Consider the following 23,049-nt stretch of genomic DNA (forward strand, 5'->3'; position numbering starts at 1 on the left):
ATTCATGCGGTTTTTAGCGGTGCAGCATGTGAAAATTGTTAATAAATACACAAGTAAAGTCCAAAGATGTACACGGCTTCCACGAATTTTGGTGATGAAAGCGTGTACATTTTTGTTTGGCTAAGAATTATAATGAAGTAGAACAGGAGGGAACGACATGTATTTGGATGAACGTAGCGACACGCTTCTAAAAGAGATTTTGAGACATCCAGATGTTACAAATGCGGAGCTGCAAGAGAAATTTGGGCTTAGTCGCAGGCAAGTCGATTATAGTTTCTTGAAGATTAATAATTGGCTGGAGGAGCAAGCTTTTCCTAAAATTCATCGTGGTGCTGGCGGGCGATTTGTTACCTATCCTGACCTGTTTAAAATTATTGGTGAGGATGAGTTTGAAAAAGCTGATTGGTACATTCCTTCAGAGAAAGAACGAGCGAGTTTAATCATTCTTATGCTCACAACCCGAAATGAGGAATTATCGTTAAACCATTTTATTAGTGAACTGGAGGTGAGTAAAAATACGGTTTTACGCGATTTGAAAGCTGTTCAAAAGATGCTGGATAAGTTCCACCTTGAAGTCAAATATTCACGCATGAAAGGGTATTTGGTTGTGGGAGATGAGTGGAATGTGCGAACGGCGATGCTTATCGCGGCGGAACATGTGATTGAAAGTTACGGCGGCGAAGATTATTTAAAACGGTTTATGCAGATGGAAAAAGCGGAAGTTGAAGGGTTGCGGTTGAAACTCGAACAAGTAGAAACGCATCTCAATCTCCACTTTATTGATAGCAAGATGCAGATTTTGCCGTACATTTTAATTGCAATTTTTAGAAGAATTAATAGCAACCAGACGATTACGACAGCTTTCCAAATTGATTATAGCGAACTTTCGGATACGCGTGAGTACGGGGCGGCGGAAATTTTAATAAGCGGTTTGGGAAATGTATCGAAAGAAGAACGGATGTACATTACACTTCAAATTTTAACAACAAATGTTCTTTTGAAGGACCATCTAAAATCGGAGGAAATGCCGAAACTTAGGCTGGCATTGGCAGAATTTTTAACAGAGTTTGAGAAAAAAGCAGTAGTTCAGCTTGTGGATAAAGAAACGCTACTAGAAAAGTTATTTGCCCATATCAAACCAGCTTATTATCGTATCAAATACCGTTTAACAACGGATTACAGCATTTTAGACAGGATTGATGAGGAGTTTCAGGCGGTGCACTATATTGTGAAACAGTCGCTTTACCCTTTGGAAAAATTTATTGGGACGCGAGTTCCTGAAAACGAAAGTATTTTCATCACACTTTTTGTTGGCGGCCATTTAATTGAAACGACAGAGAAGCTGCAAACGCGTATGAAAGCTGTTGTGGTTTGCCCGAATGGACTTTCGATTTCACGTCTGATGGAAAAAACACTTCGAAGCTTGTTTCCAGAAATTTTCTTTTACCAAGCGATGTCTATTCGGGAATTTGAGCAGACGAATTTACTTTACGATATGGTGTTCTCAGCAGTTCCACTTACGACTAACAAAAAATTCTTTTTAATAAGTCAATTGATGGATGAAAAGGAAAAAATTGAACTTAGAAGGCGAGTTCTACGCTCGGTTTATTTGATTGAAGACTATTTAAGCGTGGATAGTTTAATGAAAACCGTCCAAAAATATGCGGATATTCGTGATCCGGAAAAACTAGAACGGGCGCTTGCGGAAAAGCTGCACCCGACGGAGGAGAAAAAGCTGGACGACCGCGACGCGAAACAAAATCTAGCTGATTTAATCCCAAAAGAACGCATTATTCGTTTGAAAAATATTTCAAGTTTTGAAGATGCGATTGAAATCGCGGCGAGTCCTCTTCTGGCCTCGGGTTCAATCACGAATGAATATATTCTTGAGATGCAAAAGCAACACGGGGTGCCTTCGCTCAACATTGTTCTTGGGAAAACGATTGCAATCCCTCATGCGGAAACAGAAAAAGGTGTTTTGAGTCTTGGCATGAGTATGCTTTTTGTGGAAGAAGGATTGTTTTTGGAGGACGGAACGCCGCTGCATTTTATTGTTGTGATTGCAGCAGTGGATAAAAACGCGCATTTCACGGCGCTTCGTCAACTGATGGAGCTTTCAGGTAAAAAGAGTGAGCTTGCCAAACTTAGCGCAGCAAAAAACACAGAAATGATGCATGCAATTATTAAAAATAATACGGGAAACGAGCTACAGGAGGAGTCGTAATGGATTTAGTGAAATTTTTGTACAAAGAGCTGATATGGACAGATACAACTTGCGTCACGCAAGAAGATGTTTTTAAAACGGTAGCGGATAAAGGGGCGGAACTCCACTATGTGACGAATCATTTTCTAGGAAAACTGATGGAGCGTGAGGCGGTCTTTCCCACGGGATTAAAACTCGATGGATATGGCGTGGCGCTTCCGCATACCGACCCAGAATGTGTGAATGAACAATTTATCGCCGTTTTGACGAGTAAAGAAGGCATTCCGTTTCAACTCATGGAAGATAAAAACCAACATGTAAAAGCAGAAGTGATTTTTGTGCTCGGTTTAAACGAGCCGCACAGTCAACTTGAAGTATTGCGGCAACTAATGGGCATCATTCAAGATAAGGGGAATATTCGCGCGCTTCATGCGGCTAATTCAGCGGAGGAAATCATTCAAACTTTGGAAAAAATAGCGATAGGAGGAATTTAAAATGAGTCAATATACAATTTTAGTAGCATGTGGGGCAGGAATTGCAACATCAACGGTGGTAACTGATAAGGTGGAAAATTTGGTGAAGGAACATCATATTGATGCGACAGTGAAGCAAATTAAAATTTCGGAGGCAGCAGGGCTTCAAGACGGGGCGGACTTGATTGTGTCGACAACGATTTTGCCGACGACGTACAAAATTCCGGCAATCATTGCGACAAGCTATATTACAGGAATGGGTATGGAGGAATTGGACGAAGAAATTTTATCGTATTTAAAGTAACTGATGATTAAGGGTTGTCTAAATCTTCGGAATAGATGACCCTTGTTATCAAAATAAAAAGACTTGCTTTAGGGAGGAAAAAGAAAATGGATAAACTACTAGCAGGAGTACAGTACGTACTTAATCTCGGTCCAACTGTTATTTTACCGATTATGATTTTCTTTATTGCACTTATTTTCCGTGTGCCAGCTAAAAAAGCGGTTCGTTCGGCAATTACAATTGGTATCGGTTTTGTTGGGATAAACTTAGTTATTAGTTTGCTTTCTGACAACTTGGGCCCAGCAGCGCAACAAATGGTTGAACGCTTCGGCATGAACTTAACGATTATTGATGCGGGCTGGCCAGCAGCAGCGGCGGCTTCATGGGCATCACCAGTTGCGGCGATTTTAATTCCAATTTGTTTGGCGGTTAACTTATTACTTATTTTGATGAAGGCAACTAAGACGCTCGACATCGACATTTGGAACTATTGGCACTTCATTGCAGCGGGTGCGACAGGTTATATCGTAACGGGCGGCAGCTGGTGGTTCGCGATTCTCTGCGCCATCATTTACGAGGTGCTCGTACTTTGGATGGCAGACAAAACGCAACACATGGTAGAAGATTTTTACGGGTTGAAAGGGATTTCGTTACCAACAGGCTCCACAGCGGCATTCGGGTTTGTCGGAATTCCAATTGGGTGGCTAATTGCTAGAATTCCGGGGATTAAAAATATTCATATTGACCCGGAAACGATTCAAAAACGCTTTGGTATTTTCGGTGAGCCAATGATGATGGGGCTAATTCTTGGTATTGCGATTGGACTTCTTGCGGGCTACGACGTCGGCGCTACAGCGCAACTTGGGATGTCGATGGGCGCCGTGATGTTCCTCATGCCACGGATGGTTAAAATTTTGATGGAAGGCTTAATTCCGATTTCCGAATCGGCGCGTGATTTTATGAAATCTCGTTTTAAAGGGCGCGAACTTTATATTGGGCTTGACGCGGCGCTTTCAATTGGGCACCCGGCCAACATTTCGACTGGTTTAATTCTCGTACCGATCACACTTTTCCTAGCGGTTATTATTCCGGGGAATAAGGTGTTGCCTTTTGGTGACTTGGCCACAATTCCATTTTACGTATCGTTCGTTGTAGCTAGTCGAAAAGGGAACATTTTACACTCCGTTTTAGCCGGAACAGTGGTTATCGCTCTTGCGCTTCTGATGGCGACGGACTTTGGGCCTGTGCATACGGAAATGATGAGCGGTGTATATGAGTTCCCTAAAGGAGCATCTGAGGTGAGTACGCTTGATATGGGTGGTAACTTCTTTAACTGGATTATCTTGAAATTCTCCCAAATGTGGGCGGCAATTTTCTAAGAAATATGTAACCGAGGTGACGGATTATGAGAGCAGCTGTGCTCTATCAGAACAATGAAATAAAGGCGGAAGAAATTGAAGAAGCTGTTTGTCATGCGGATGAAGTTCGCGTTAAGGTGATGGCGGCTGGAATTTGCGGTTCGGATATTCATAAGATGCAAACGAGATGGAAATATCCGCTGCCAGCTGTCATGGGACATGAGTTTTCGGGTGTGATTACGGAAGTTGGTCGTGATGTGACGAATGTTGCTGTCGGCGACCGTGTGGCGGGTATTCCGCTTGAACCGTGTGGCAAATGTACGTACTGCAAATCAGGCGAGTTTTCCTTATGCGACAATTATCGCATGATTGGTTCACACTTTTACGGCGCTTTTGCGGAAAATACCGTTTTGAAGGCGGAAAATGTCATTAAAATTCATGACCTCGATTTTGAGGAGGCGGCAATGCTAGAACCGCTTGCGGTTTCGATGCACGGGGTACTAGGCATTCGGCCGAAAGTCGGCGATACGGTGTTAGTTTTTGGTGTTGGGACGATTGGGATTTTGACGGTGCAATGCTTGAATTTGACGGGTGTAAAGGACATCATTGCGGTGGACATTAGCGACAAGAAACTGGAAGATGCGCGTCAGTTCGGATGCACGCACACAATTAACCCCCTAAAGGAAGATTTGTTGGCGCGCGTTTTAGAGCTAACAAATGGTTTAGGTGTTGATATTGCGATGGAATGCGCGGGTTCGAAGGTGACGCAGGAGCAGTGTTTGCTTGTGACGAGGAAGAAGGGCAAGATTGGTTACCAAGGAATTGCTTATGCGGACGTGCTCTTGCGTGAGGAAGCGTTTGAGAATATTTTCCGGCGCGAGTTGACGCTAAAGGGTTTTTGGAATTCGTATTCGGCGCCGTTTCCAGGGAAAGAGTGGCAGAATTCGATTGAGTTCGTGCGGCAAGGGAAGATTAAATTGAAACCGCTTATCTCGCATCGCTATGCTGTTCAGGATACGGCAGACGCTTTTGAAATGATTTTAGGTCGCAAGGAAGATTACAACAAAGTGCTGATTTTACCACAGAAGGAAGTGTTATAAATGAAAGCGGTAGTGAAAACAGAACCTGGTTATGACAAAATGGAACTCCGAGATGTGCCTGTTCCAGAGGTTTACGGCGACCGTGTCACAATTAAAGTTGCGTATACAGGGATTTGCGGATCGGATATTCATACGTTTAAAGGGGAGTACAAAAATCCGACAACGCCAGTGACGCTCGGCCACGAATTTTCAGGTGAGGTGGTTGCGGTTGGTCCTTTGGTTACGAAATTCAAAATTGGTGACCGGGTGACGAGTGAAACGACGTTCGAAACTTGTGGCGAGTGCGTTTATTGCAAAGAGCGTGATTACAATTTATGTAGCAACCGAAAAGGAATTGGAACGCAAGCTAACGGCAGTTTTGCGGAGTATGTGTTGTCGCGCGAGGAGAGCTGTCATTTGCTCGCAGATAGCATTTCATACGAGGCAGCGGCGCTAACGGAACCACTTGCTTGTTGTGTGCATGCGGCTTTGGAAAAAACGGAAGTGGGTGCGCGTGACACAGTCCTCATTTTTGGACCGGGACCGATTGGACTCCTACTTGCGCAAGTTGCGGTGGCACAAGGTGCGACAGTCATCATGGCGGGGATTACAAAAGATAAGGCGCGACTTCTTCTGGCACTTAAACTAGGCGTAGACAAGGTTGTCGATACGCTAACCGATGATTTAGAGGATATCGTTCTAAGCATGACAGACGGCTACGGTGCGGATAAAGTGTTTGACTGCTCTGGCGCGGTCCCAGCGGTTAATCAAGGCCTTCCGTTAACAAAGAAAAAAGGCGATTTCGTTCAAGTTGGCTTATTTGCTGAAAAGAAAAATGCAATTGATGAGGAAGCAATTATTCAACGTGAAATAGCTTATATTGGCAGTCGTTCACAGAAACCAAGTTCGTGGATTCTCGCGCTTGATTTACTCGCTAAAGGTCAAATTAATGCAGACGAAATGATTACAAAAGTCTATGATTTAGACGACTGGCGCGCGGGTTTTGAAGCAGTGATGGCCGGAAATGAAATCAAAGTATTAGTGAAATCAAATTAAGTAACCATAAGGAGGATGACTGTTTTGCAACCTTTTACAAAAAAAGGACAACTTTTACAAAACCAAGCTGGCGGGCTGGGGAATTGTAAGCAGTCATCCTTCTGATTATTATAGCACAGAAGGTGGATTAGGATGAAAATAACAATTGGTTGTGACCACGGCGGTCTTCGTCTGAAGGAGACCATTGTGCAGCATTTAAAAGAACGCTATGAAGTAACGGATATTGGGACGTACAGTACGGAAAGCGTCGATTTCCCGTCTTATGCAGAGGAAGTTGCGCGCAGCGTCACAAATAAAGAAGCGGATTTAGGCATTTTAGTTTGCGGGACGGGCATCGGTATGAGTATTGCGGCAAACAAAGTACCGGGCATTCGAGCGGCGGTCGTTTTAGACTGTTTTTCGGCGCAAGCGACGCGCGAACATAACGATAGCAATGTGTTGTGTTTAGGGGAGCGGGTGCTAGGCGAGGGGCTCGCGCTTCGAATCGTGGATACTTGGCTTTCCGCCGAGTTTAGCGGCGGTCGACATTCAAAACGGCTTGCTTTAGTCGAAAATATCGAAAGAAGTGAGGGGTTACGGTGAGGCAAATTGCGGCATCGATTATGTGTGCGGACCAATTTCATTTGGCAGATGAGCTTAGGCGCCTAGAAGCAGCGGACATTCAGCTTTTGCATTGTGATGTTATGGACGGCGTGTATGTGAACAATTTGGCACTCGGACCGGAATATTTGACGGCGCTTCGTGCGGCAACGTCCATTCCGCTTGATATTCATTTGGCGACGGTAACGCCACTTAAATATGTGGATATGTTTCAAGTTGCAAAGCCGGAATACATGTCATTCCACGTGGAGGCTGCGAGTGATGCGATGGAGGTCATTCGGAGGATTAAATCGTACAACATTAAACCTTCGATTGCGCTCAATCCCGAAACGCCCGTTGAGGCCATTTTTCCGTATTTGGATCACGTGAATATGGTTCTCATGATGACGGTAAATCCAGGCTTTGCGGGGCAGGAATTTAACAAGAACGTCCTAACTAAAATCGCTATTTTAAAAGAAAAAATAAAAGATAATCCGTATGCTCCGCTTATAGAAGTCGACGGGAATATTAACGGCCATACGGTGGGGCTCATGCGGGACGCGCTTCCAGATGTCTTTGTGCTTGGGACGTCGACGCTTTTTCATCAAAATGATACGTATGATTATGCGACGCGGTCTTTAAAAATTTGGTCGGAAATTGATTAGGAGGGAAAAATGATGATGCAACTCACATTAGAGGGAGGTGAGCGCGCATGACGCTTCTAGCTCCGTCGCTCCTTGCGGCGAATTATATGCAGCTGGGCGAATCGATTCGCGAAGCCGAAATTGCTGGCGCGGACTATTTGCACATTGACGTTATGGACGGCCATTTTGTGCCCAATTTGACGTTTGGGATTGATATGGTGGGGGCAATTGCTGGCGTGGCGAACATTCCGCTCGATGTGCATTTGATGCTCGCGAATCCAGATTTGTATATCGAAAAATTTGCGGAAGCAGGGGCAAAAATTATTTCGGTGCATATCGAAGCTTGTCCGCATATTCATCGTGTCATTCACCAAATTAAAGAAGCGGGCTGCCAGGCGGGTGTCGTTTTAAATCCGGGTACGCCGGCCGAAAGTTTAGTGAGCGTTTTAGCGGAAGTGGATCTAGTGCTACAAATGACGGTCAATCCAGGCTTTGGCGGACAACGTTTTATTCCAGGAACGCTCCACAATATGACTTTTTTAGACCAATATCGAAAAGAAAACGATTTAAATTACCTAATTGAGGTCGATGGTGGTATCAATCAGGAAACGGCGGATTTATGCAAGGCGGCGGGTGTCGATATTCTTGTCGCAGGCTCGTATTTCTTCCAAAGTGCGGATAAAAAAGTGACGGCAGATTTTTTGAAAAAATGAGTTTTTCTCCAAGCTGAAATCCCTTCTATCAGAAGGGATTTTTCATGTATAATGAGAAGATGAAGGGAGCGGTTAGAATGATGCATTACCAAAACTTAAACGGCGTCTCCGTTGAAACGATTTACGCGACATTTTTAGATGCTTTTTCAGATTATGCGCTTCCGATGAAGCCGAGTCTGGATGCCTTTCAGAAGATGCTTGTCGGCAAGGGATTTCATGCGGATATTTCCGTTGGCGCCTTTTGTGGCACCGACCTGGTCGGGTTTATTTTAAATGCTGAACGCGAAAACAACTTTTATAACCTCGGGACGGGTGTGAAAGTGGCATTTCGGGCGCAAAAAATCGCTTCTAAGATGCTTGACGCAAGTATTCGAACGCTAAAGGAGCGCGGTGCAGCGGCGTACGTCCTCGAGGTTTTGCAGGAAAATCGAAAGGCATTCGCGCTTTATGAGCAAAAAGGCTTTCAAGTCGCGAGGCGTTTTTTGTGCTTCCGCCTAGACGCCCCACAAGTTCAGCCGCAACTGTCAACTCATGTCACGACAGAAGCAGTAGACCAAGTCGCAAATTTTGAAACCACGCTTGAATTCCCGCCGTCATGGCAGAACAATCAGCACGCAATTTTAGCTTTGCGCGGTGACTTCCAGTGTTTTGCGTACCGAAAAGGGGAGGAAGTGCTTGGGTACGCCGTCATAAATCCGACCAGCCAGTCGCTTGTTCAGATGGGGGCGCAAACGAAAAAAGCCGGCGCGGCCTTACTTGCGCATATCTTGGCGCTGTTCGCTTTTGAAACGCTAAGCACGATTAATGTGGATGCTAGAAATGAGTCGCTTATCCAATTGCTTACGGAAGTTGGGTTTGTGAGAACGTTCGAGCAATACGAGATGCTTTTTAACCCTTGATAGGTTCTTATTCGCGCTCAGGCGGTAATTCCGTTATACTGAAAGAAGGGAAAATTGAACATGATTTTTTGAGAAAGTAGGGGTTTTTTATGAAGTGGGATCAACTTTTAAATGACAAAAGGCGCCGGGAATCTTCTGTGACGCGCACGAAAAGCACCGATATTCGTAGTGCTTTCGAAAATGACTATCAACGAATTGTAATGAGTGCGTCTTTTCGACGTTTGCAAGATAAAACACAAATTTTCCCGCTAGAAAAAAGCGATTTTGTGCGGACGCGGCTGACGCATTCGATGGAAGTGGCAACGATTGCGAAATCAATGGGTAACATGGCATCTCATACAATTTTAACGGAAAAATTAGATGATGCATTTACGCGTGAACACGCTGAAAATATGGCTGATATTCTATCTTGCGCTGGATTGCTTCATGACATGGGAAATCCGCCGTTTGGCCATTTTGGCGAAGAATCGATTCGTGAATGGTTTAGGGAAAACATGGCGGAGCTTGAATACGACGGTCAAGTTTTAACAGACATTTTAAACGAGCAAATGCAACAAGACTTTTATAATTTTGAAGGGAATGCGCAAGTTTTACGCGTAGTTTCAAAGTTGCATTATTTGTTTGATGAGTACGGACTCAATTTGACTCACGCCACACTGAACTCGATTATTAAATATCCGGTTTCATCTTTAAAAATAAATAAGAAACAAATTCGGAGTAAGAAATTGGGCTATTTTTATGCCGATGAAGCGATTTTTCACGAAGTGACAGAGGCTACTGGTGCGGGGAATAGTCGCCATCCGCTGACATTCTTGCTTGAAGTCGCCGACGACATCGCCTATTTAAACGCGGATTTAGAAGATGGTGTGAAAAAAGGGACCATCACGATTCCGCAAATTTTGCGCGGCTTTGAAGAGGTTCCAGAACACAATTGGGTAACGTCCGCTTGCTTTAATGAGCTAAAGAAAAAAGCCGATCGTTATGCGGGACAAGAAGACGGATTTATTGCGCAGCAGTGGCTTGCGTCTAACGTCCGCGGGCATTTAATCAACCGTTCGCTTGAGAAGTTTTATGAAAATTACGCGGCAATTATGGCGGGAACGTTTCAAGATTCACTTCTCGACGTGTCCGAGGCGTTTGAACTTGTACAAGTGTTGCAAAACCTTTCCGCTACATATATTTACACGAATCAAGGCGTTGTCGAGTCCGAAATTGCCGGCAACAAAATCATCACATCGCTACTAGACAGCTACATTCCGGCAGTGCTTTATTACGACAGCCCAATGCCTGAAAAAATTACCGCCAAGGATAAGCGTCTGCTGTCGCTCATTTCAGACAACTACATCGGGTGTTATCGCAAAAACGCTACCGGGCAAGACGAAACGGTCAAACTTTACCTGCGCTTACTTCTTATCACCGACTTCATATGCGGCATGACAGACAGCTATGCGAAAGATTTATATCAAGAATTAAATGGCTTACGCTAAACAAAAAGGAGAGAACCATTTTGAAAAAACTTTTAACCACAGCTTTAATTTACTGTATTTTAGGACTAACTTCGGGCGTTTATTACCGCGAAATTACGAAATTCAATGATTTTACCGGCGATACACAACTTTCCGTCCTACATACGCACCTTTTAATGCTCGGCATGTTCACATTCATCATCGTCCTCTTACTCGAAAAAAACTTCCACATCATGCAAAGTAAAAAATTCAACATCTTCTACTACACCTACAACGCGGGCTTATTCCTAACCGTCGGCTTAATGACGTTTCACGGAACGATGACCGTCATCGGGAAGGAAACTGGCGCCGCCGTGTCAGGCATTGCAGGATTGGGACATATTCTGCTCGCAGTCGGTCTGATTGCACTCTTCCTAGTGATGTATGAAAGATTGCGCGTGGAGAAGTAAAATTGCAGCTGAAATTAAGTAACTTCCTAAAACGGAATTTACCTAATTTCAGTTTTTTTGTCTATTAAATTGTCTAAATAAAGAGAAAAGTTCATAAAATAGGCACAAAAAAGACAGCGCTTCCATGATATAATAAAGCCAGAGATATAACAGTTAAGAAAGTAGTTTCAATTTATTTGTGATTATATTCACAAATGTGTTTTAAAAATAATTAAAGAGAATGGAAGGAGATGTTTGGAATGATGAGAAAAATTGAGTGGCTAAGAATGAAGAAGATTATGGGAGCATTTCTTGTAGTGCTAATGAGCGTAGTAATGTTTGCTCAACCAGCAAGTGTTGATGCAGCTCTATATTTAAAGATATATAGAGTAGACGATTTGCAAAAAGTAAACGGGATATGGCAAATAAGATGCAACTCTCTAGTTCCAGTTGGATTTGACTGGACTGATAATGGTATTGGGGTTGGAGATGTAGATGAAGTATATTTAAACGGGGATAGAACACTAGACCAAATTTTAAGCAAAGGTAGTTATTTTACTTTTAACACCTCGAATCTTATAAGTGCATCATCTGCTATGAAAGGTACAGGAGGATACTACTGGACGCAATTTAATATGAAATATAGTGGGAAATTTTGGTTGAGAACATCAGGTTATTATGAGTTGTTCTATACAACACATTTAATATACTGACATATTATCTAATTAAAAAACCGCAAATCACTTAGAAAGTGTATTTGCGGTTTTTGATTTATTTACACATTCTCCCTCAAAACCTTCTCCATGCTCCTCCCCTTCGCAAGCTCGTCCACCAGTTTATCCAAATAGCGAATTTTTTGCATCAAAGGGTCTTCGATTTCCTCCACGCGAACGCCGCAAATGCTTCCTTTAATGAGCGCCACCTTTGGATTCATTTCGGGTGCTTTTTCGAAAAAAGTTTCAAAGTCAACCTGCTCCGCAATTTGTTTATCTAAAGCCGCCTGGTCGTACCCTGTTAACCAGCAAATTGTTGTGTCTAATTCTTCTTTTGTGCGATCTTTGCGTTCAATTTTCGTCACATAGAGCGGATAAACGCTCGCAAAACTCGTTGTGAAAATACGGTGTTTTGTCATTTAAAATCCCTCGCTTTCACATTAATTTTCTCTATCATAGCATATGCTTTTAATTAAACATAGATTATGAGATTCCATTTAGTTCTTGATATAAGCTTTTTGCATAACTATCTGTCATGCCGCAAATCGTATCAGTTACAAGAAGTAATCGTAAATACAATTTTTCGGTATCATTATCTGGCTTATATTTATTATAGGCGTCTATATAGTTTTGTGACAGTAGTGTCCTCAATCTTTTATGTTCATCTTTGTTATCTTCTTTCAAAGGTGAATCAAAATATAGAACAGCTGGAATAAGAGTATCTAACAAATTAAAAATTATTTTCTTTCCCGCCAATTCTACTTTCTGAATATCGCAATTGGTAAAAATATATTTACAGCAGATTTCACCAAGTAAGGAAGATAAAGATGAAACTTTGGAAGCTTCGAGTAAGCTACTTTCGAAATGTCCACTCATTATGTCAGTGTAATTGTTGATAAACGTATCAATAGTATTATTTATTAATATCCCACGTACTTTTACTGTAATCCATTGTTGGAAGGAGAGTAGCTCATTACTATATCTAGCTTTTTCTTCTAAGTACTCGTAACATGCACTTAGTTCTTTGTGAGGACTACCTTTCAAGGGACTAAGTTCTGTTATTAATTGGTTTAGCGAAAAAAGTTTTTTCTTCATGCCATCTTCTAAGTCTGCTAAGAGGTAACTAATATCATCAGCAGCTTCAAGCAAAAATGCAGCTGGATGTCTGTTATCGCCGGCTGTAGTAGCCTCTGTGATTTCAGAGAATGTATCTTTATCCGCATAAAAGTAACCCATCTTATGTAATTTCACATCACTTTCTTTATTTTTGTCTATTTTTACTGAGGGAGTAGGGTATTTAAATAACGAGTTAACTGTTGCACAAGTTAGATTCATACCATGAGTACTTTCGAATAATTGATGAAGTTTTGTTAGTAATCGAAGAACTTGCGCATTGCCTTCGAAATGAGTGAAATCTTTCTGCATTTGCTCAGTCAAAAGTTTTCCAAGGGTATCATTTCCGTACTTTATTTTACTTAGGTTCTTCGAAAACCATTGTCGAATCGCGCATTCTCCAAAATGCCCAAATGGTGGGTTACCCATATCGTGTAAAAGTCCGGAGCAAGCCAATAAATCAGAAAGTTCTTTAATATTTTTTTCAGTAAAGCTTGGGTCTAATCTTTCATTGATTATTTTTGTTCCTACCCGTGTGCCAAGAGACTTTGCGATTTGTGAGACTTCTAGTGAGTGAGTTAAACGAGTGCGAACAAAATCATTTTTCTCCAAAGGGAAAACTTGAGTTTTATCTTGAAGGCGTCTGAATGAAGCGCTTATAATAATTCGTTGGTAGTCATTTTCAAAAGCATTTCGTAGATCATCAGGAGATACAGTTTTACTTGGATTACTAGTTCTTTTAACAGTAAGTAAATCTTGCCATTGCATTGTTTTCAAATCAAAAACCCCTTTTTAATTATATAATACCAATAAAATATAAGAAAAGGAATTGTATTCTTTTTAGAGGGATACAATTCGCTATGTAATTATACATTGAAAGACGGAAGACCTATTCATATGCTGCGGTTTTCTAGCTAAAATAAAAGTAAAACTTCTTGTTCAGACTTCGTGACAAAAGAAGTTATATGCGCAATTGAAAGCGTTTTTATTTGCGTGTAAGCTAAATTTAAAGAGTTGGTGGGGGATAAAGTTGAAATTAGATAGACGTTGCATAGATATACTCGATTTACTGTTGACTCGTGATGATTATGAGAAAGTGAAGGAACTTGCACTCGTTTTTAAAACTTCTGAACGCAATATTCGCTATAGTTTGGAAAAAATTGATGCCTTTTTGGTGGAACTAAATGGGGAAAAGCTGAGCAGGCACCCTAAAAAAGGCGTAATGATTGAAAATCGCAACAAAATTAGCGGAAGTTTTAAAAAATTCAAGCAGCAAATGACACCAGAAAAATATAAATATGATGCTGAAGAAATGGAACAATTTTTATTACTCAAACTACTTTTAGAGGAAAAGCCCGTTTCTGTGCAATATTTTCAGGACATCCTATTTATTTCTAGGTCAACGGTGCTCAATCATTTGCGCGCGATTGACGGCGATGTGTTTCTAAATGACATGGCGCTTGTGCACAAAACGCGCATCGGATATCAAATTGCTGGTGATGTTGTTTTGAAGTGTACACTTTTTGCTAGAAAGCTGCTTAAATTCATGAATATGCGCGAATTTTATCAGTTTCTCGAATCAGAACAAAGTTTATCCAAAAAAGGAGAGCTCTTTTTTTATAATCTTTTTGATCTTTCTCTTTTGGAAGAAACGGTGTCGGAAGTGGATGCGATTACGCAAAATTTAAGAAGGACTGTGGATGACCAGCTCTACCTTACCATTTTGGTCATGCTTCTTAAAATGCGCGGAGTATCTAAGGATTTTCGTTATGATACGTGGGAAAATAACGGGAGTGTGTATGATAAAGGGCTGGAAACGGTTATTAACACGGTGAAGCAGTTTAAAGATGCCGGTCAGGTTGAGCATGTCATTGGATTTGCCAAGCGCCTTTGCATCAAAATGGGTGAGCTTTACCATACCGATTTTTTGACAGACAATCAGGCGTTTTTTAACCAAATTACGTCGCATATTAGTTTAATGATTAGACGAATTCGTGGTGGCATTAGCGTAGAAAATCCAATTTTTTCAGATTTTATGCGCGACAACAAAGAAATTTTTCTAGCAACTAAGCGGATTTGCGAAGAACTAGAAGATGAATTTGAGTTTTCTACAAGCGCGCAAGAAGTTTCGTTTTTAGCCATTTATTTTGCTTCTGAACTTGAACGAAGCCTTGCTGTAGAACGAAATCGTCCAACGTTATTAATTGTTTGTGCAGAAGGGATGGCTGTATCGAATATGCTTCAAGTTCAGCTAAATCAGCTGTTTGAGTTTTCGGCTATTTCGACAACCTCCCTTCGAAAATTCAACCAAAAAATGTTGGAGCAGTTCGATTATGTCATTACAACCGTTAAAATTCCCGATATCACATCGAAAAAAATGATTCGCATCCATAGTTATTTGCAAAAAGAAGATATGCAACTGTTGCAAGAGCATTTCCAAATGAAACTCGTAACAAACAGAAAACAAGCGATTGATAAGTTTAGCGAAATCATGAATATCATTAGTGAAAACACGCAAATTATCAATCTTAGCAAGCTAGAACTGGATTTGTTAGACGTATTAACTAAACAGCCTAAAAAAGAACATGTTGAACTACCTGAAATCGAGTTCAAAGAGCAGCTTATCGTCACTAAAAAGCATGTGAATACGTGGCAACAAGCCATCAGGCTCGGAACAGAAGTTTTATTCCAAAAAGGTTGTATTGAAAAACGTTATACGGAGAAAATCATCCAGCATTTAAAGGCGTTCGGTCCGTATATGGTCATTGCTCCCGGAATTGTTTTAGCGCATGCGAGTCCAAAAGACGGCGTTTTAAAAGACAGTATGGCAGTGACCGTTTTAGAAGAGGGACTTTCCTTTTTTGATCGCTACGGCGAGCCCGTTCGTTTGATTTTTACGCTTGCCTTTGAATCGAAGGAAGCAAGACGTTTAGTCGAGCAGCTGATGAAAGTAGTGCTAAACGAAGAACAAGTTAGCCGAATTCTTTCAGCCAAAAGCCACAAAGATATTTATAGTTATGTGAAATCTGCAATTTATGAATGAGAGAAGGTAGTTTTATGAAAACAGAAGAAATCGCATTTTCATTAATCTCACTTGCTGGAGATTCCTTTTCGCAGCTTGTTGAAGCATTACAATGTGCAAAAGCTGGCAAAAAAAGTGAAATGGAAGAAAAGTTAGCGGGAGCTGAACGATTGATGAATGAAGCACATAAAGTGCAAACAGAATTGATGGTAGAAGAAATCCGCGGGGATAAAACGGAATTTTCCGTCTTGCTTGTACATGCACAAGACACTCTAATGAACACGATTTTAGCTTCTACGCTAATCCGTGAAATGATTGATATGTATATCGAATTAAAAGGAAATCAGGAGGCGACACAAGATGAATTTTGATAGACTACACGTTTTATTAGTTTGTAACTTAGGAGCTTCAACAGGTGTGATGGTCACAAAAATGAAAGAAATTGCAGCGGGAAGCGAGAAGCTGAAAAATACAGACATTCGCATTGAAGCGCATCCTGCTGGCGAGCTACGCGAATATATTGAAGACTTTGATGTTGTCATGGTAGGTCCGCAAATTAAACATCAATTTAAAATGTTGAAAGAAATTGCGGATGCAGCGGGGAAACCCATTCAAGTCATTGACACGAAAGATTATGGCACAGTAAATGGCGCGAATATTTTAAAAGACGCCATCATTCTTAAAACAAGCCATTAAAATTTAGGAGGAAAAGTCATGAGTACGAATAAGACATCAATCATGGAGCGCTTTATTGCATTCATGGAAAAGTATTTTGAACCAATTGCTGCCAAAATTGAAAAACAACGACATATCCAGTCCATCAAAAATGGTATGATTGCCCTTATTTCAGTCCTTATCATTGGCTCATTTTCACTGATTATCTCCGCTATCGGAAATATGTTTCCAGAAGGCACTGCCATTAAAACGTTCTTCGTTGATAATGCCGAAATGTTAAATTTACCTTTCCAATTCACATTCGGTTTGCTATCACTTTATGCGGCCGTTACGATTTCATATAATCACGCCAAACAATTAAAAGTGCCTATTTTACATAGCATTCTAGGCGCTGTAATGACGACCATAGTTTTAAACACGAAGTTTATTGATGGAAAACTAAGCACGGAATATTTAGACTCACGCGGCTTGTTCATCGCAATTTTTGGTTCGCTTCTTGCCGTTGAAACGATTCACTTTTTTATTAAAAAGAAAGTCACGATTCGAATTAAAGGCTTACCAGACGGGATTGCTCAAACGTTTGAAGCCATCGTGCCGCTCGTTGTTATCCTCTTTTTATCCGTAGTCATTAGCATTTTAATGCAAACGGTTACAAAAGGACAAATTATTCCAGAAGCATTTACAACTATGCTTGCGCCAGCAATTAATAGCATCGACACGCCGTACGCAGTCTTTTTAATTTGCTTCTTCGAAATGCTATTTTGGTTCATCGGCTTAAACGGATATGCCATTTTAGTCGGCTTCGTTATGCCATTTATGACACAATACTTGGGCGCGAATGCTGCGGCGTATGCTGCAGGCGAACCAATTCCGCATGTTTTTGCCCCCAATTTTTGGGACTATTTCATGGGCTTCTCCGGTTCTGGGATTACCGGTGCGCTCGTGTTACTCGCGCTATTTAGCCGCTCGAAAGAACTAAAAGCCGTCGGGAAAGCTTCCGTTGTGCCAGCCGTCTTTACAATTTCTGAGCCGGTCGTGTTCGGGTTGCCAATCTGTTACAACCCATACTTATTCATTCCGTTTGTTCTCGGAACGCCGATTATTGCGGTAGGACAGTGGTTTGTCTTCCACTTAGGTTGGGTTCGCCCTCCAATTGCAAACGTAGGCGGAACGCCGATTCCACTCGCACAATATTTAGCGACGATGGACTGGCGCGCCATCATTTTAATCGTTTTCGTACTGGCCGCGGCGACCTTGATGTACTATCCGTTCTTCAAAATGTATGAAAGAAGCCTCGTCAAGCAGGAGTCGGTCGTTTCAGAACGGCAAGCTGCACACGAAGCGTTAGACCTTGATTTTTAGGAGGAAAAAAGATGTTAAAAAAATTTGATGACGACAAGGCGGTAGCAATCGCTATCAGCAACCAAATTGAGTCCCTCTTACAAGAAAAGCCAGATGCGCTTATTTGTATCGCGGGAGGCGACACGCCGCTCAAAACGATGGCGGAACTTGTGCGCCGCAATAAAAACGGCCAAATTGATTTCAGCAAGGCGTATTTTGTCGGCTTAGATGAGTGGGTTGGGCTCGGCCGTGAAACAAAAGGTAGTTGCCGCCAGACGCTCTATGATTATTTTTATGACCAATTGGAAAGTATAAATCCTGACCATGTTTGCTTTTTTGACGGAAAAGCGAAAAATTTGGCGGTCGAATGCAAACGAATCGATCATTTTATTGACGAAAGAGGTGGCATTGATTTCATTTTGCTTGGGATCGGCATGAACGGCCATATTGGCTTCAATGAACCAGGCGTGCCAGTCGATGTGAACGCCCACGTGGTCGAACTTGATGACGTCACGAAAAAAGTGATGAGCAAGTATTTTGATCAAGATTTGCCGCTTACAAATGGAATTTCACTCGGCATGAAGCAAATTAAACAGGCGAAAGAGATTATTGTAGCCGCAACCGGCAGTAAAAAAGCGGAAATCGTCGAATTAACAATGAATAGCGAACCAACCGCAAATATTCCAGCTACTTTACTTAAAAACGCAACAAGTACTCAGTTTTTCGTAGATCAGGAAGCGGGCGCACGCGTTTAGACTTGCAAACTAATTTTAATCAAAAAAGAAACAGGTGGCGATAAAATTGAAACAAATTCGAGTAAACGGAAAAAAAGATGGAAGAAACATTTTAATCCCATGTGCAAACCTTGTCATGGGCGCAGGCGACTTCTTGCGAGCAGACAACATGGACGTGGCGGCGCAAATTTTAGACCGCTACTTCGAATGCGGCGGCAACATTTTTGATACCGCAAGACATTACCGTCATAGTGAAAACGCCATTGGCATCTGGATGGAAGAACGCAAAAACCGCGACCGAATTATTATCCAAACGAAAGGCTGCCACCCAGTGCGTGGCGCGCTAGACGTGCCTCGGGTGACACCAGCTGCCATTCATGAGGACATTTCAACGAGTTTAGAGATGCTTCGAACCGACCATGTGGAACTTTTTGCGCTTCACCGCGATGATGAAACTGTCCCAGTTGGGCCGCTCATGGAGGCGCTCCACAAAGAAGTAGAAGATGGCCGCGTCTATGCGATTGGCGTTTCCAATTGGGAGCTAGCGCGAATCATTGAGGCGAACGAATATGCGCAAACGCACGGTTTGACCCCGCTTAGCTTTAACAGCCCCAATTTAAGCTTGCCAAAAGTCAATCGTCCGCGCTGGGAAGACTGCGTTTCGGCAGACGACACGATGATAAAATGGCACGAGCAAACTGATTTGCCGCTCTTTTCTTGGTCAAGTCAGGCAGGTGGCTTCTTTTCAGGTAGGTTCACGAGAGATAATTTGGAAGACACCGAAATGGTCGAAGTGTATTACAGCGAAAAGAACTGGGAACGTTACAGCCGAGCAGAAAAACTGGCACAAGAAAAAGGCGTGACACCGATTCAAATTTCACTCGCCTACGTCTTGCATCAATCATTCCCAACAGCCGCAGTTATCGGCCCAGAAACGACGAGCGAGCTGAATTCTTCCATCGAAGCCGCTGATATTCACTTAACGCAACTGGAGGTCGACTGGCTTGACCTAAGGAGGGACAACCGATGAGCTTCCACGACAAGATTGCCATTCAACTTTACTCCGTTCGGAAAGAAATGGAAGCAGATTTGGAAGGAACACTGCGCCGTGTGAGCGAACTCGGCATCAAACATGTTCAGCTTGACGGCATGCGTAATAACCCGCCACTTGAAGTTGCGAGATTGCTGAAAAAGTACGACTTAAATGTTGTTGGCATGCACATTAAACACGATCGTTTCTTCGACGATTTGGACGGCATTATTTACGAAGCTTGCCTATTCGATTGTAAAACAATTTATGATAAATACATCGAAGAAGAAGACCAAAATGAAGTAGGGTACAGGAAAACAAAGCGGGCTTTGCTAGACGTGGCGTATAAACTGGCGCCGCTAGGATTCCGAGTCGGCCTCCACAACCCCGAATACGATTTTAAATCGGAAATTGATGGCCGAATGATGATGGATTTCATTACCGACCCCGAAGCGGGCGTTTCAATCTACGCAGAACCAGACACATATTGGATTTCGGCGTCTGATGTGGACCCGGTCGAATATATCAAACGCTACTCCGGGCGCGCCCCAATTGTTCACATGAAAGATTATATCCCGGGTTTTGAAATAACCGATATGGATCATAACTTAACGGAAATCGGTTCTGGCGCTGTCGATTTTAAAAGCATCATCGAATGGGGCGAACAAAACGGCGTTGAGTTTTACTGCATCGAACAAGATCGTAGCAAGCTAGACATGTTCGAAAGCTTAGCAACTAGCATCAAAGCCTTAAAAGCGATTCAGCTTTAAATAGAAACACGCGCAACCCCCTCTTTTGAATAAATACAAGTGGATATCTAAAGAGACTTTTTTTATCATTTGTGTTTAGATGAACAAGACTTGTAAACAGTCATAACATCATTAGAAAAGAGGGATTAAGATGAAAAGATTTATTAAAAAAGCTATTTTAACGACAATTATTGCTCTAGCTTTGATGCAAGTAACAGGGACACAAGTAAGGGCATCTGCAATTGGGTAGAGGAGACGGGGGATATCCTTAGTGATTTGGATAGTTATTTAGATAACTACTCTGTAGAAACAGCAGAAGAAAATGGGGTGGAAAATGCCAATAGTGAAACTATTCGAAATGATATCAATGAACTCAAAGAAGAACTTGCTAACTTAAGTGAAGAAGAACAAGAAAAGCTAGCATATTATTTCAGTGATCCAGAGGCAATGCAAGCTGCAATCGAAGATGATGCTAATGAGGATGTAATTATTGAATCAGAAGATGTGTTTGAGTCAACAAAACCTTTATTAAAAGCTGGAGTAACTAAAACTCGTAATGCTACACATAGCTATTCGATGAAATTTTTCGGCATTACTATGACTAAATATGTGGTTTCAGTTAAGTATACAACTAGTGGAGGGACGGTTAAATCTATAGTATCTTCCTCGGGCTACGTGGATAAGAATTATAACCCAACTGTTAAAACAAGCCGTATCGAAAAAAATGCTTGGATTGCAAACAATCGAGCAAAAACGACATCACGTTTTAAATATAGTTTAGTTCATAAGGAGTACGGGGTTCAGTTAGGGACTATAACAGTACATGTAGAAGGAACCTCAGGTGGTGGTAAGTATAACGGATATGCTAAGATTAGTTGAATAGTAAGTTTTTTGTAATTAAAAACACGCACTTTCCAATGGCTGGTCAGTGCGTGTTTTATTGCTGTTAACTTGAAATCTAGTGTACAGGGCTGCAGCGGGTGTAGCCTATCTATATTTTATAGTTTCGGCTTTGCGCATAGTGATTACTATAACTTAGATATTGGTCAATTAATTTTACCTTTTGATAGAAAAAAAGTTATGGCACCAATTAACATTAGTACAATGATGACAGTTGATAATACAATACTTATAATGGAAATGATTTTTGTACTCTTATTAATAGTGTTTGGATTAGTCCGCACTGCGTTTCTGCTAATTATTAATGTAGGGATTGCAATGATTAGTCCAAATGGTATAAATAAAGAAATAATAGAAAAAAACATGGTCCAAAGTTCTTTGCTTTTTTGTGTTAAAGCCATCTTGAGCCTCCAATGTATGTTATGTCTAAGCCTATTTTACTTTCTTTCAATTTCTTTGGCAAGATACAGAAGGAACTCACGTAAAGCACTTGACATGAAACCCGTCAAGTGTTACTATATTCAAGGTGCCTCACCTATAGAGGTCTTGAAATAATGAATGTTGTAGTACACATCTACAGCAGTTTTATTTTTTCGAAAAAATGAACCACCTGGATGTGTGGAACTACTAAACCGAGAAAGGAGGAACCTATCCAATGCCTACTATTAACCAATTAGTTCGCAAACCGCGTCAATCTAAATCTAAGAAATCTGACTCTCCAGCACTTAACAAAGGGCTTAACACTTTCAAGCGTGAACTTACTAACGTGAATTCACCGCAAAAACGTGGTGTTTGTACTCGTGTTGGTACAATGACTCCAAAGAAACCTAACTCCGCGCTTCGTAAATATGCTCGTGTGCGCTTAAGTAACGGTATCGAAGTAACGGCTTATATCCCAGGTATCGGACACAACTTACAAGAGCACAGTGTTGTTCTTATTCGTGGTGGACGTGTAAAAGATTTACCAGGGGTACGTTATCATATCGTGCGTGGTGCTCTTGACACTGCTGGTGTTGAAAATAGAGGACAAAGTCGTTCTAAATACGGAACGAAAAAACCTAAAGCAAGCAAATAATTTTTTAAAATTCTATCCTTATGAAAGGAGGATATCCAATGCCTCGTAAAGGTCCTGTTGCTAAACGTGACGTGTTGCCAGATCCTATTTATAATTCGAAATTGGTAACTCGCTTAATTAATAAAATGATGGTTGATGGTAAACGTGGAAAATCCCAAGCGATTTTATACGCTGCTTTTGACATCATTAAAGAAGAAACTGGTAATGATCCGATGGAAGTTTTTGATCAAGCGATTAAAAACATCATGCCAGTTCTTGAAGTAAAAGCTCGTCGTGTCGGTGGTGCAAACTATCAAGTTCCAATCGAAGTGCGTCCAGATCGTCGTACTACTCTTGGTCTTCGTTGGTTAGTAAACTATGCACGTCTTCGTGGTGAAAGAACGATGGAACTTCGTCTTGCGCGCGAAATCATGGATGCTGCTAATAATACGGGTTCTTCTGTTAAGAAACGTGAAGATACTCATAAAATGGCAGATGCAAACAGAGCATTCGCTCATTATCGTTGGTAATATTAAG

General features: G+C 41.6%; 26 protein-coding genes. 23 read left to right on the forward strand and 3 right to left on the reverse strand.

Features of this window, described 5'->3' with window-relative positions; genetic code table 11:
- Window positions 1–157 precede the first annotated feature (157 nt).
- The 13 genes from BN1609_RS10060 (at window position 158) to BN1609_RS10120 (ending at window position 11,894) form a co-directional block, all read left to right on the forward strand.
- On the forward strand, window positions 158–2,224 hold the full coding sequence (locus BN1609_RS10060; RefSeq protein ID WP_088810667.1) for a BglG family transcription antiterminator: 2,067 nt from the start codon (window positions 158–160) through the stop codon (window positions 2,222–2,224).
- Window positions 2,224–2,697, forward strand: coding sequence for a PTS sugar transporter subunit IIA (locus tag BN1609_RS10065; RefSeq protein WP_088810668.1), 474 nt, complete (start codon window positions 2,224–2,226; stop codon window positions 2,695–2,697). Before BN1609_RS10060 ends, BN1609_RS10065 begins: the two co-directional genes overlap by 1 nt.
- Before the next feature lies 1 nt (window position 2,698).
- Complete coding sequence (locus BN1609_RS10070; RefSeq protein ID WP_088810669.1) at window positions 2,699–2,980, forward strand: PTS sugar transporter subunit IIB; 282 nt, start codon at window positions 2,699–2,701, stop codon at window positions 2,978–2,980.
- Between the two features lie 86 nt (window positions 2,981–3,066).
- On the forward strand, window positions 3,067–4,338 hold the full coding sequence (locus BN1609_RS10075) for a PTS galactitol transporter subunit IIC (protein ID WP_088810670.1): 1,272 nt from the start codon (window positions 3,067–3,069) through the stop codon (window positions 4,336–4,338).
- Window positions 4,339–4,364: 26 nt separating this feature from the next.
- Window positions 4,365–5,417 (forward strand): galactitol-1-phosphate 5-dehydrogenase, encoded by a 1,053-nt coding sequence (locus tag BN1609_RS10080; protein ID WP_088810671.1) that lies wholly within the window; start codon window positions 4,365–4,367, stop codon window positions 5,415–5,417.
- Window positions 5,418–6,452: a zinc-binding dehydrogenase gene (locus BN1609_RS10085; protein WP_088810672.1), complete on the forward strand. Its 1,035-nt coding sequence runs from the start codon at window positions 5,418–5,420 to the stop codon at window positions 6,450–6,452.
- 132 nt (window positions 6,453–6,584) lie between these two features.
- Window positions 6,585–7,034: a ribose 5-phosphate isomerase B gene (rpiB, locus tag BN1609_RS10090; RefSeq protein WP_088840821.1), complete on the forward strand. Its 450-nt coding sequence runs from the start codon at window positions 6,585–6,587 to the stop codon at window positions 7,032–7,034.
- Entirely contained in the window at window positions 7,031–7,696 is a 666-nt protein-coding gene (locus BN1609_RS10095) for a ribulose-phosphate 3-epimerase (RefSeq protein WP_088810674.1), read from the forward strand. The genes rpiB and BN1609_RS10095 overlap by 4 nt, the downstream gene beginning before the upstream one ends.
- Window positions 7,697–7,743: 47 nt before the next feature.
- Entirely contained in the window at window positions 7,744–8,388 is a 645-nt protein-coding gene (rpe, locus tag BN1609_RS10100) for a ribulose-phosphate 3-epimerase (RefSeq protein ID WP_088810675.1), read from the forward strand.
- Between the two features lie 77 nt (window positions 8,389–8,465).
- Window positions 8,466–9,287, forward strand: a complete 822-nt coding sequence (locus tag BN1609_RS10105; protein ID WP_088840822.1) for an N-acetyltransferase — start codon at window positions 8,466–8,468, stop codon at window positions 9,285–9,287.
- Between the two features lie 89 nt (window positions 9,288–9,376).
- A complete protein-coding gene (locus tag BN1609_RS10110) occupies window positions 9,377–10,774 on the forward strand; it encodes a deoxyguanosinetriphosphate triphosphohydrolase (RefSeq protein ID WP_088810677.1) in 1,398 nt (465 codons plus the stop codon).
- Window positions 10,775–10,794: 20 nt separating this feature from the next.
- Window positions 10,795–11,202: a DUF2871 domain-containing protein gene (locus BN1609_RS10115; protein WP_088840823.1), complete on the forward strand. Its 408-nt coding sequence runs from the start codon at window positions 10,795–10,797 to the stop codon at window positions 11,200–11,202.
- Window positions 11,203–11,441: 239 nt separating this feature from the next.
- Window positions 11,442–11,894, forward strand: a complete 453-nt coding sequence (locus BN1609_RS10120; RefSeq protein ID WP_208611160.1) for a lytic exoenzyme target recognition domain-containing protein — start codon at window positions 11,442–11,444, stop codon at window positions 11,892–11,894.
- A 62-nt stretch (window positions 11,895–11,956) separates the two neighbouring features.
- Here BN1609_RS10120 and BN1609_RS10125 read toward each other — a convergent pair whose 3' ends face one another.
- On the reverse strand, window positions 11,957–12,313 hold the full coding sequence (locus BN1609_RS10125) for a DUF2200 domain-containing protein (RefSeq protein ID WP_088810682.1): 357 nt from the start codon (window positions 12,311–12,313) through the stop codon (window positions 11,957–11,959).
- 64 nt (window positions 12,314–12,377) lie between these two features.
- The gene (locus BN1609_RS10130; RefSeq protein ID WP_088840834.1) at window positions 12,378–13,775 is read right to left on the reverse strand and encodes a deoxyguanosinetriphosphate triphosphohydrolase; all 1,398 of its coding nucleotides are present in this window, start codon (window positions 13,773–13,775) and stop codon (window positions 12,378–12,380) included.
- 262 nt (window positions 13,776–14,037) lie between these two features.
- Here BN1609_RS10130 and BN1609_RS10135 point away from each other — a divergent pair, with 262 nt between their 5' ends.
- From BN1609_RS10135 to BN1609_RS10170, 8 genes are all read left to right on the forward strand, one after another.
- Window positions 14,038–16,050, forward strand: coding sequence for a BglG family transcription antiterminator (locus tag BN1609_RS10135; RefSeq protein WP_088840824.1), 2,013 nt, complete (start codon window positions 14,038–14,040; stop codon window positions 16,048–16,050).
- A 14-nt stretch (window positions 16,051–16,064) separates the two neighbouring features.
- The gene (locus tag BN1609_RS10140) at window positions 16,065–16,400 is read left to right on the forward strand and encodes a PTS lactose/cellobiose transporter subunit IIA (protein ID WP_088810684.1); all 336 of its coding nucleotides are present in this window, start codon (window positions 16,065–16,067) and stop codon (window positions 16,398–16,400) included.
- A complete protein-coding gene (locus BN1609_RS10145) occupies window positions 16,390–16,725 on the forward strand; it encodes a PTS sugar transporter subunit IIB (RefSeq protein ID WP_088810685.1) in 336 nt (111 codons plus the stop codon). The genes BN1609_RS10140 and BN1609_RS10145 overlap by 11 nt, the downstream gene beginning before the upstream one ends.
- An 18-nt stretch (window positions 16,726–16,743) precedes the next feature.
- Window positions 16,744–18,066 carry a PTS sugar transporter subunit IIC gene (locus BN1609_RS10150; RefSeq protein ID WP_088810686.1) on the forward strand — a complete coding sequence of 441 codons (1,323 nt, stop codon included), beginning with the start codon at window positions 16,744–16,746 and terminating at the stop codon, window positions 18,064–18,066.
- 11 nt (window positions 18,067–18,077) lie between these two features.
- Window positions 18,078–18,800 carry a glucosamine-6-phosphate deaminase gene (locus BN1609_RS10155; protein WP_088840825.1) on the forward strand — a complete coding sequence of 241 codons (723 nt, stop codon included), beginning with the start codon at window positions 18,078–18,080 and terminating at the stop codon, window positions 18,798–18,800.
- 46 nt (window positions 18,801–18,846) lie between these two features.
- The gene (locus tag BN1609_RS10160) at window positions 18,847–19,809 is read left to right on the forward strand and encodes an aldo/keto reductase (protein WP_088840826.1); all 963 of its coding nucleotides are present in this window, start codon (window positions 18,847–18,849) and stop codon (window positions 19,807–19,809) included.
- The gene (locus tag BN1609_RS10165; RefSeq protein WP_088810689.1) at window positions 19,806–20,579 is read left to right on the forward strand and encodes a sugar phosphate isomerase/epimerase; all 774 of its coding nucleotides are present in this window, start codon (window positions 19,806–19,808) and stop codon (window positions 20,577–20,579) included. Before BN1609_RS10160 ends, BN1609_RS10165 begins: the two co-directional genes overlap by 4 nt.
- Window positions 20,580–20,834: 255 nt before the next feature.
- The gene (locus BN1609_RS10170) at window positions 20,835–21,437 is read left to right on the forward strand and encodes a hypothetical protein (RefSeq protein WP_088810690.1); all 603 of its coding nucleotides are present in this window, start codon (window positions 20,835–20,837) and stop codon (window positions 21,435–21,437) included.
- Window positions 21,438–21,604: 167 nt separating this feature from the next.
- On the opposite strand, the gene BN1609_RS10175 is transcribed toward BN1609_RS10170, so the two are convergent.
- On the reverse strand, window positions 21,605–21,859 hold the full coding sequence (locus BN1609_RS10175; RefSeq protein WP_088825916.1) for a hypothetical protein: 255 nt from the start codon (window positions 21,857–21,859) through the stop codon (window positions 21,605–21,607).
- Between the two features lie 254 nt (window positions 21,860–22,113).
- On the opposite strand from BN1609_RS10175, the gene rpsL reads away from it, so the two are divergent.
- Together rpsL and rpsG are read left to right on the forward strand one after the other, a co-directional pair.
- Window positions 22,114–22,533 (forward strand): 30S ribosomal protein S12, encoded by a 420-nt coding sequence (rpsL, locus tag BN1609_RS10180; protein WP_007474870.1) that lies wholly within the window; start codon window positions 22,114–22,116, stop codon window positions 22,531–22,533.
- 38 nt (window positions 22,534–22,571) lie between these two features.
- Entirely contained in the window at window positions 22,572–23,042 is a 471-nt protein-coding gene (gene rpsG, locus BN1609_RS10185) for a 30S ribosomal protein S7 (protein ID WP_088810692.1), read from the forward strand.
- The last annotated feature ends 7 nt before the right edge of the window (window positions 23,043–23,049 follow it).

The organism is Listeria sp. ILCC797, from assembly GCF_900186185.1.
Taxonomy (GTDB): Bacteria; Bacillota; Bacilli; order Lactobacillales; family Listeriaceae; genus Listeria; species Listeria goaensis.

Coding starts and splice junctions, on each gene's coding strand:
- BN1609_RS10075 (WP_088810670.1), top strand. CDS start 3,067: ATGGATAAACTACTAGCAGGAGTACAGTACGTACTTAATCTCGGTCCA.
- BN1609_RS10065 (WP_088810668.1), top strand. CDS start 2,224: ATGGATTTAGTGAAATTTTTGTACAAAGAGCTGATATGGACAGATACA.
- BN1609_RS10150 (WP_088810686.1), top strand. CDS start 16,744: ATGAGTACGAATAAGACATCAATCATGGAGCGCTTTATTGCATTCATG.
- BN1609_RS10130 (WP_088840834.1), bottom strand. CDS start 13,775: ATGCAATGGCAAGATTTACTTACTGTTAAAAGAACTAGTAATCCAAGT.
- rpsL (WP_007474870.1), top strand. CDS start 22,114: ATGCCTACTATTAACCAATTAGTTCGCAAACCGCGTCAATCTAAATCT.
- BN1609_RS10145 (WP_088810685.1), top strand. CDS start 16,390: ATGAATTTTGATAGACTACACGTTTTATTAGTTTGTAACTTAGGAGCT.
- BN1609_RS10105 (WP_088840822.1), top strand. CDS start 8,466: ATGATGCATTACCAAAACTTAAACGGCGTCTCCGTTGAAACGATTTAC.
- BN1609_RS10165 (WP_088810689.1), top strand. CDS start 19,806: ATGAGCTTCCACGACAAGATTGCCATTCAACTTTACTCCGTTCGGAAA.
- rpe (WP_088810675.1), top strand. CDS start 7,744: ATGACGCTTCTAGCTCCGTCGCTCCTTGCGGCGAATTATATGCAGCTG.
- BN1609_RS10175 (WP_088825916.1), bottom strand. CDS start 21,859: ATGGCTTTAACACAAAAAAGCAAAGAACTTTGGACCATGTTTTTTTCT.
- BN1609_RS10155 (WP_088840825.1), top strand. CDS start 18,078: ATGTTAAAAAAATTTGATGACGACAAGGCGGTAGCAATCGCTATCAGC.
- BN1609_RS10085 (WP_088810672.1), top strand. CDS start 5,418: ATGAAAGCGGTAGTGAAAACAGAACCTGGTTATGACAAAATGGAACTC.
- BN1609_RS10080 (WP_088810671.1), top strand. CDS start 4,365: ATGAGAGCAGCTGTGCTCTATCAGAACAATGAAATAAAGGCGGAAGAA.
- BN1609_RS10070 (WP_088810669.1), top strand. CDS start 2,699: ATGAGTCAATATACAATTTTAGTAGCATGTGGGGCAGGAATTGCAACA.
- rpiB (WP_088840821.1), top strand. CDS start 6,585: ATGAAAATAACAATTGGTTGTGACCACGGCGGTCTTCGTCTGAAGGAG.
- rpsG (WP_088810692.1), top strand. CDS start 22,572: ATGCCTCGTAAAGGTCCTGTTGCTAAACGTGACGTGTTGCCAGATCCT.
- BN1609_RS10125 (WP_088810682.1), bottom strand. CDS start 12,313: ATGACAAAACACCGTATTTTCACAACGAGTTTTGCGAGCGTTTATCCG.
- BN1609_RS10140 (WP_088810684.1), top strand. CDS start 16,065: ATGAAAACAGAAGAAATCGCATTTTCATTAATCTCACTTGCTGGAGAT.
- BN1609_RS10110 (WP_088810677.1), top strand. CDS start 9,377: ATGAAGTGGGATCAACTTTTAAATGACAAAAGGCGCCGGGAATCTTCT.
- BN1609_RS10120 (WP_208611160.1), top strand. CDS start 11,442: ATGATGAGAAAAATTGAGTGGCTAAGAATGAAGAAGATTATGGGAGCA.
- BN1609_RS10060 (WP_088810667.1), top strand. CDS start 158: ATGTATTTGGATGAACGTAGCGACACGCTTCTAAAAGAGATTTTGAGA.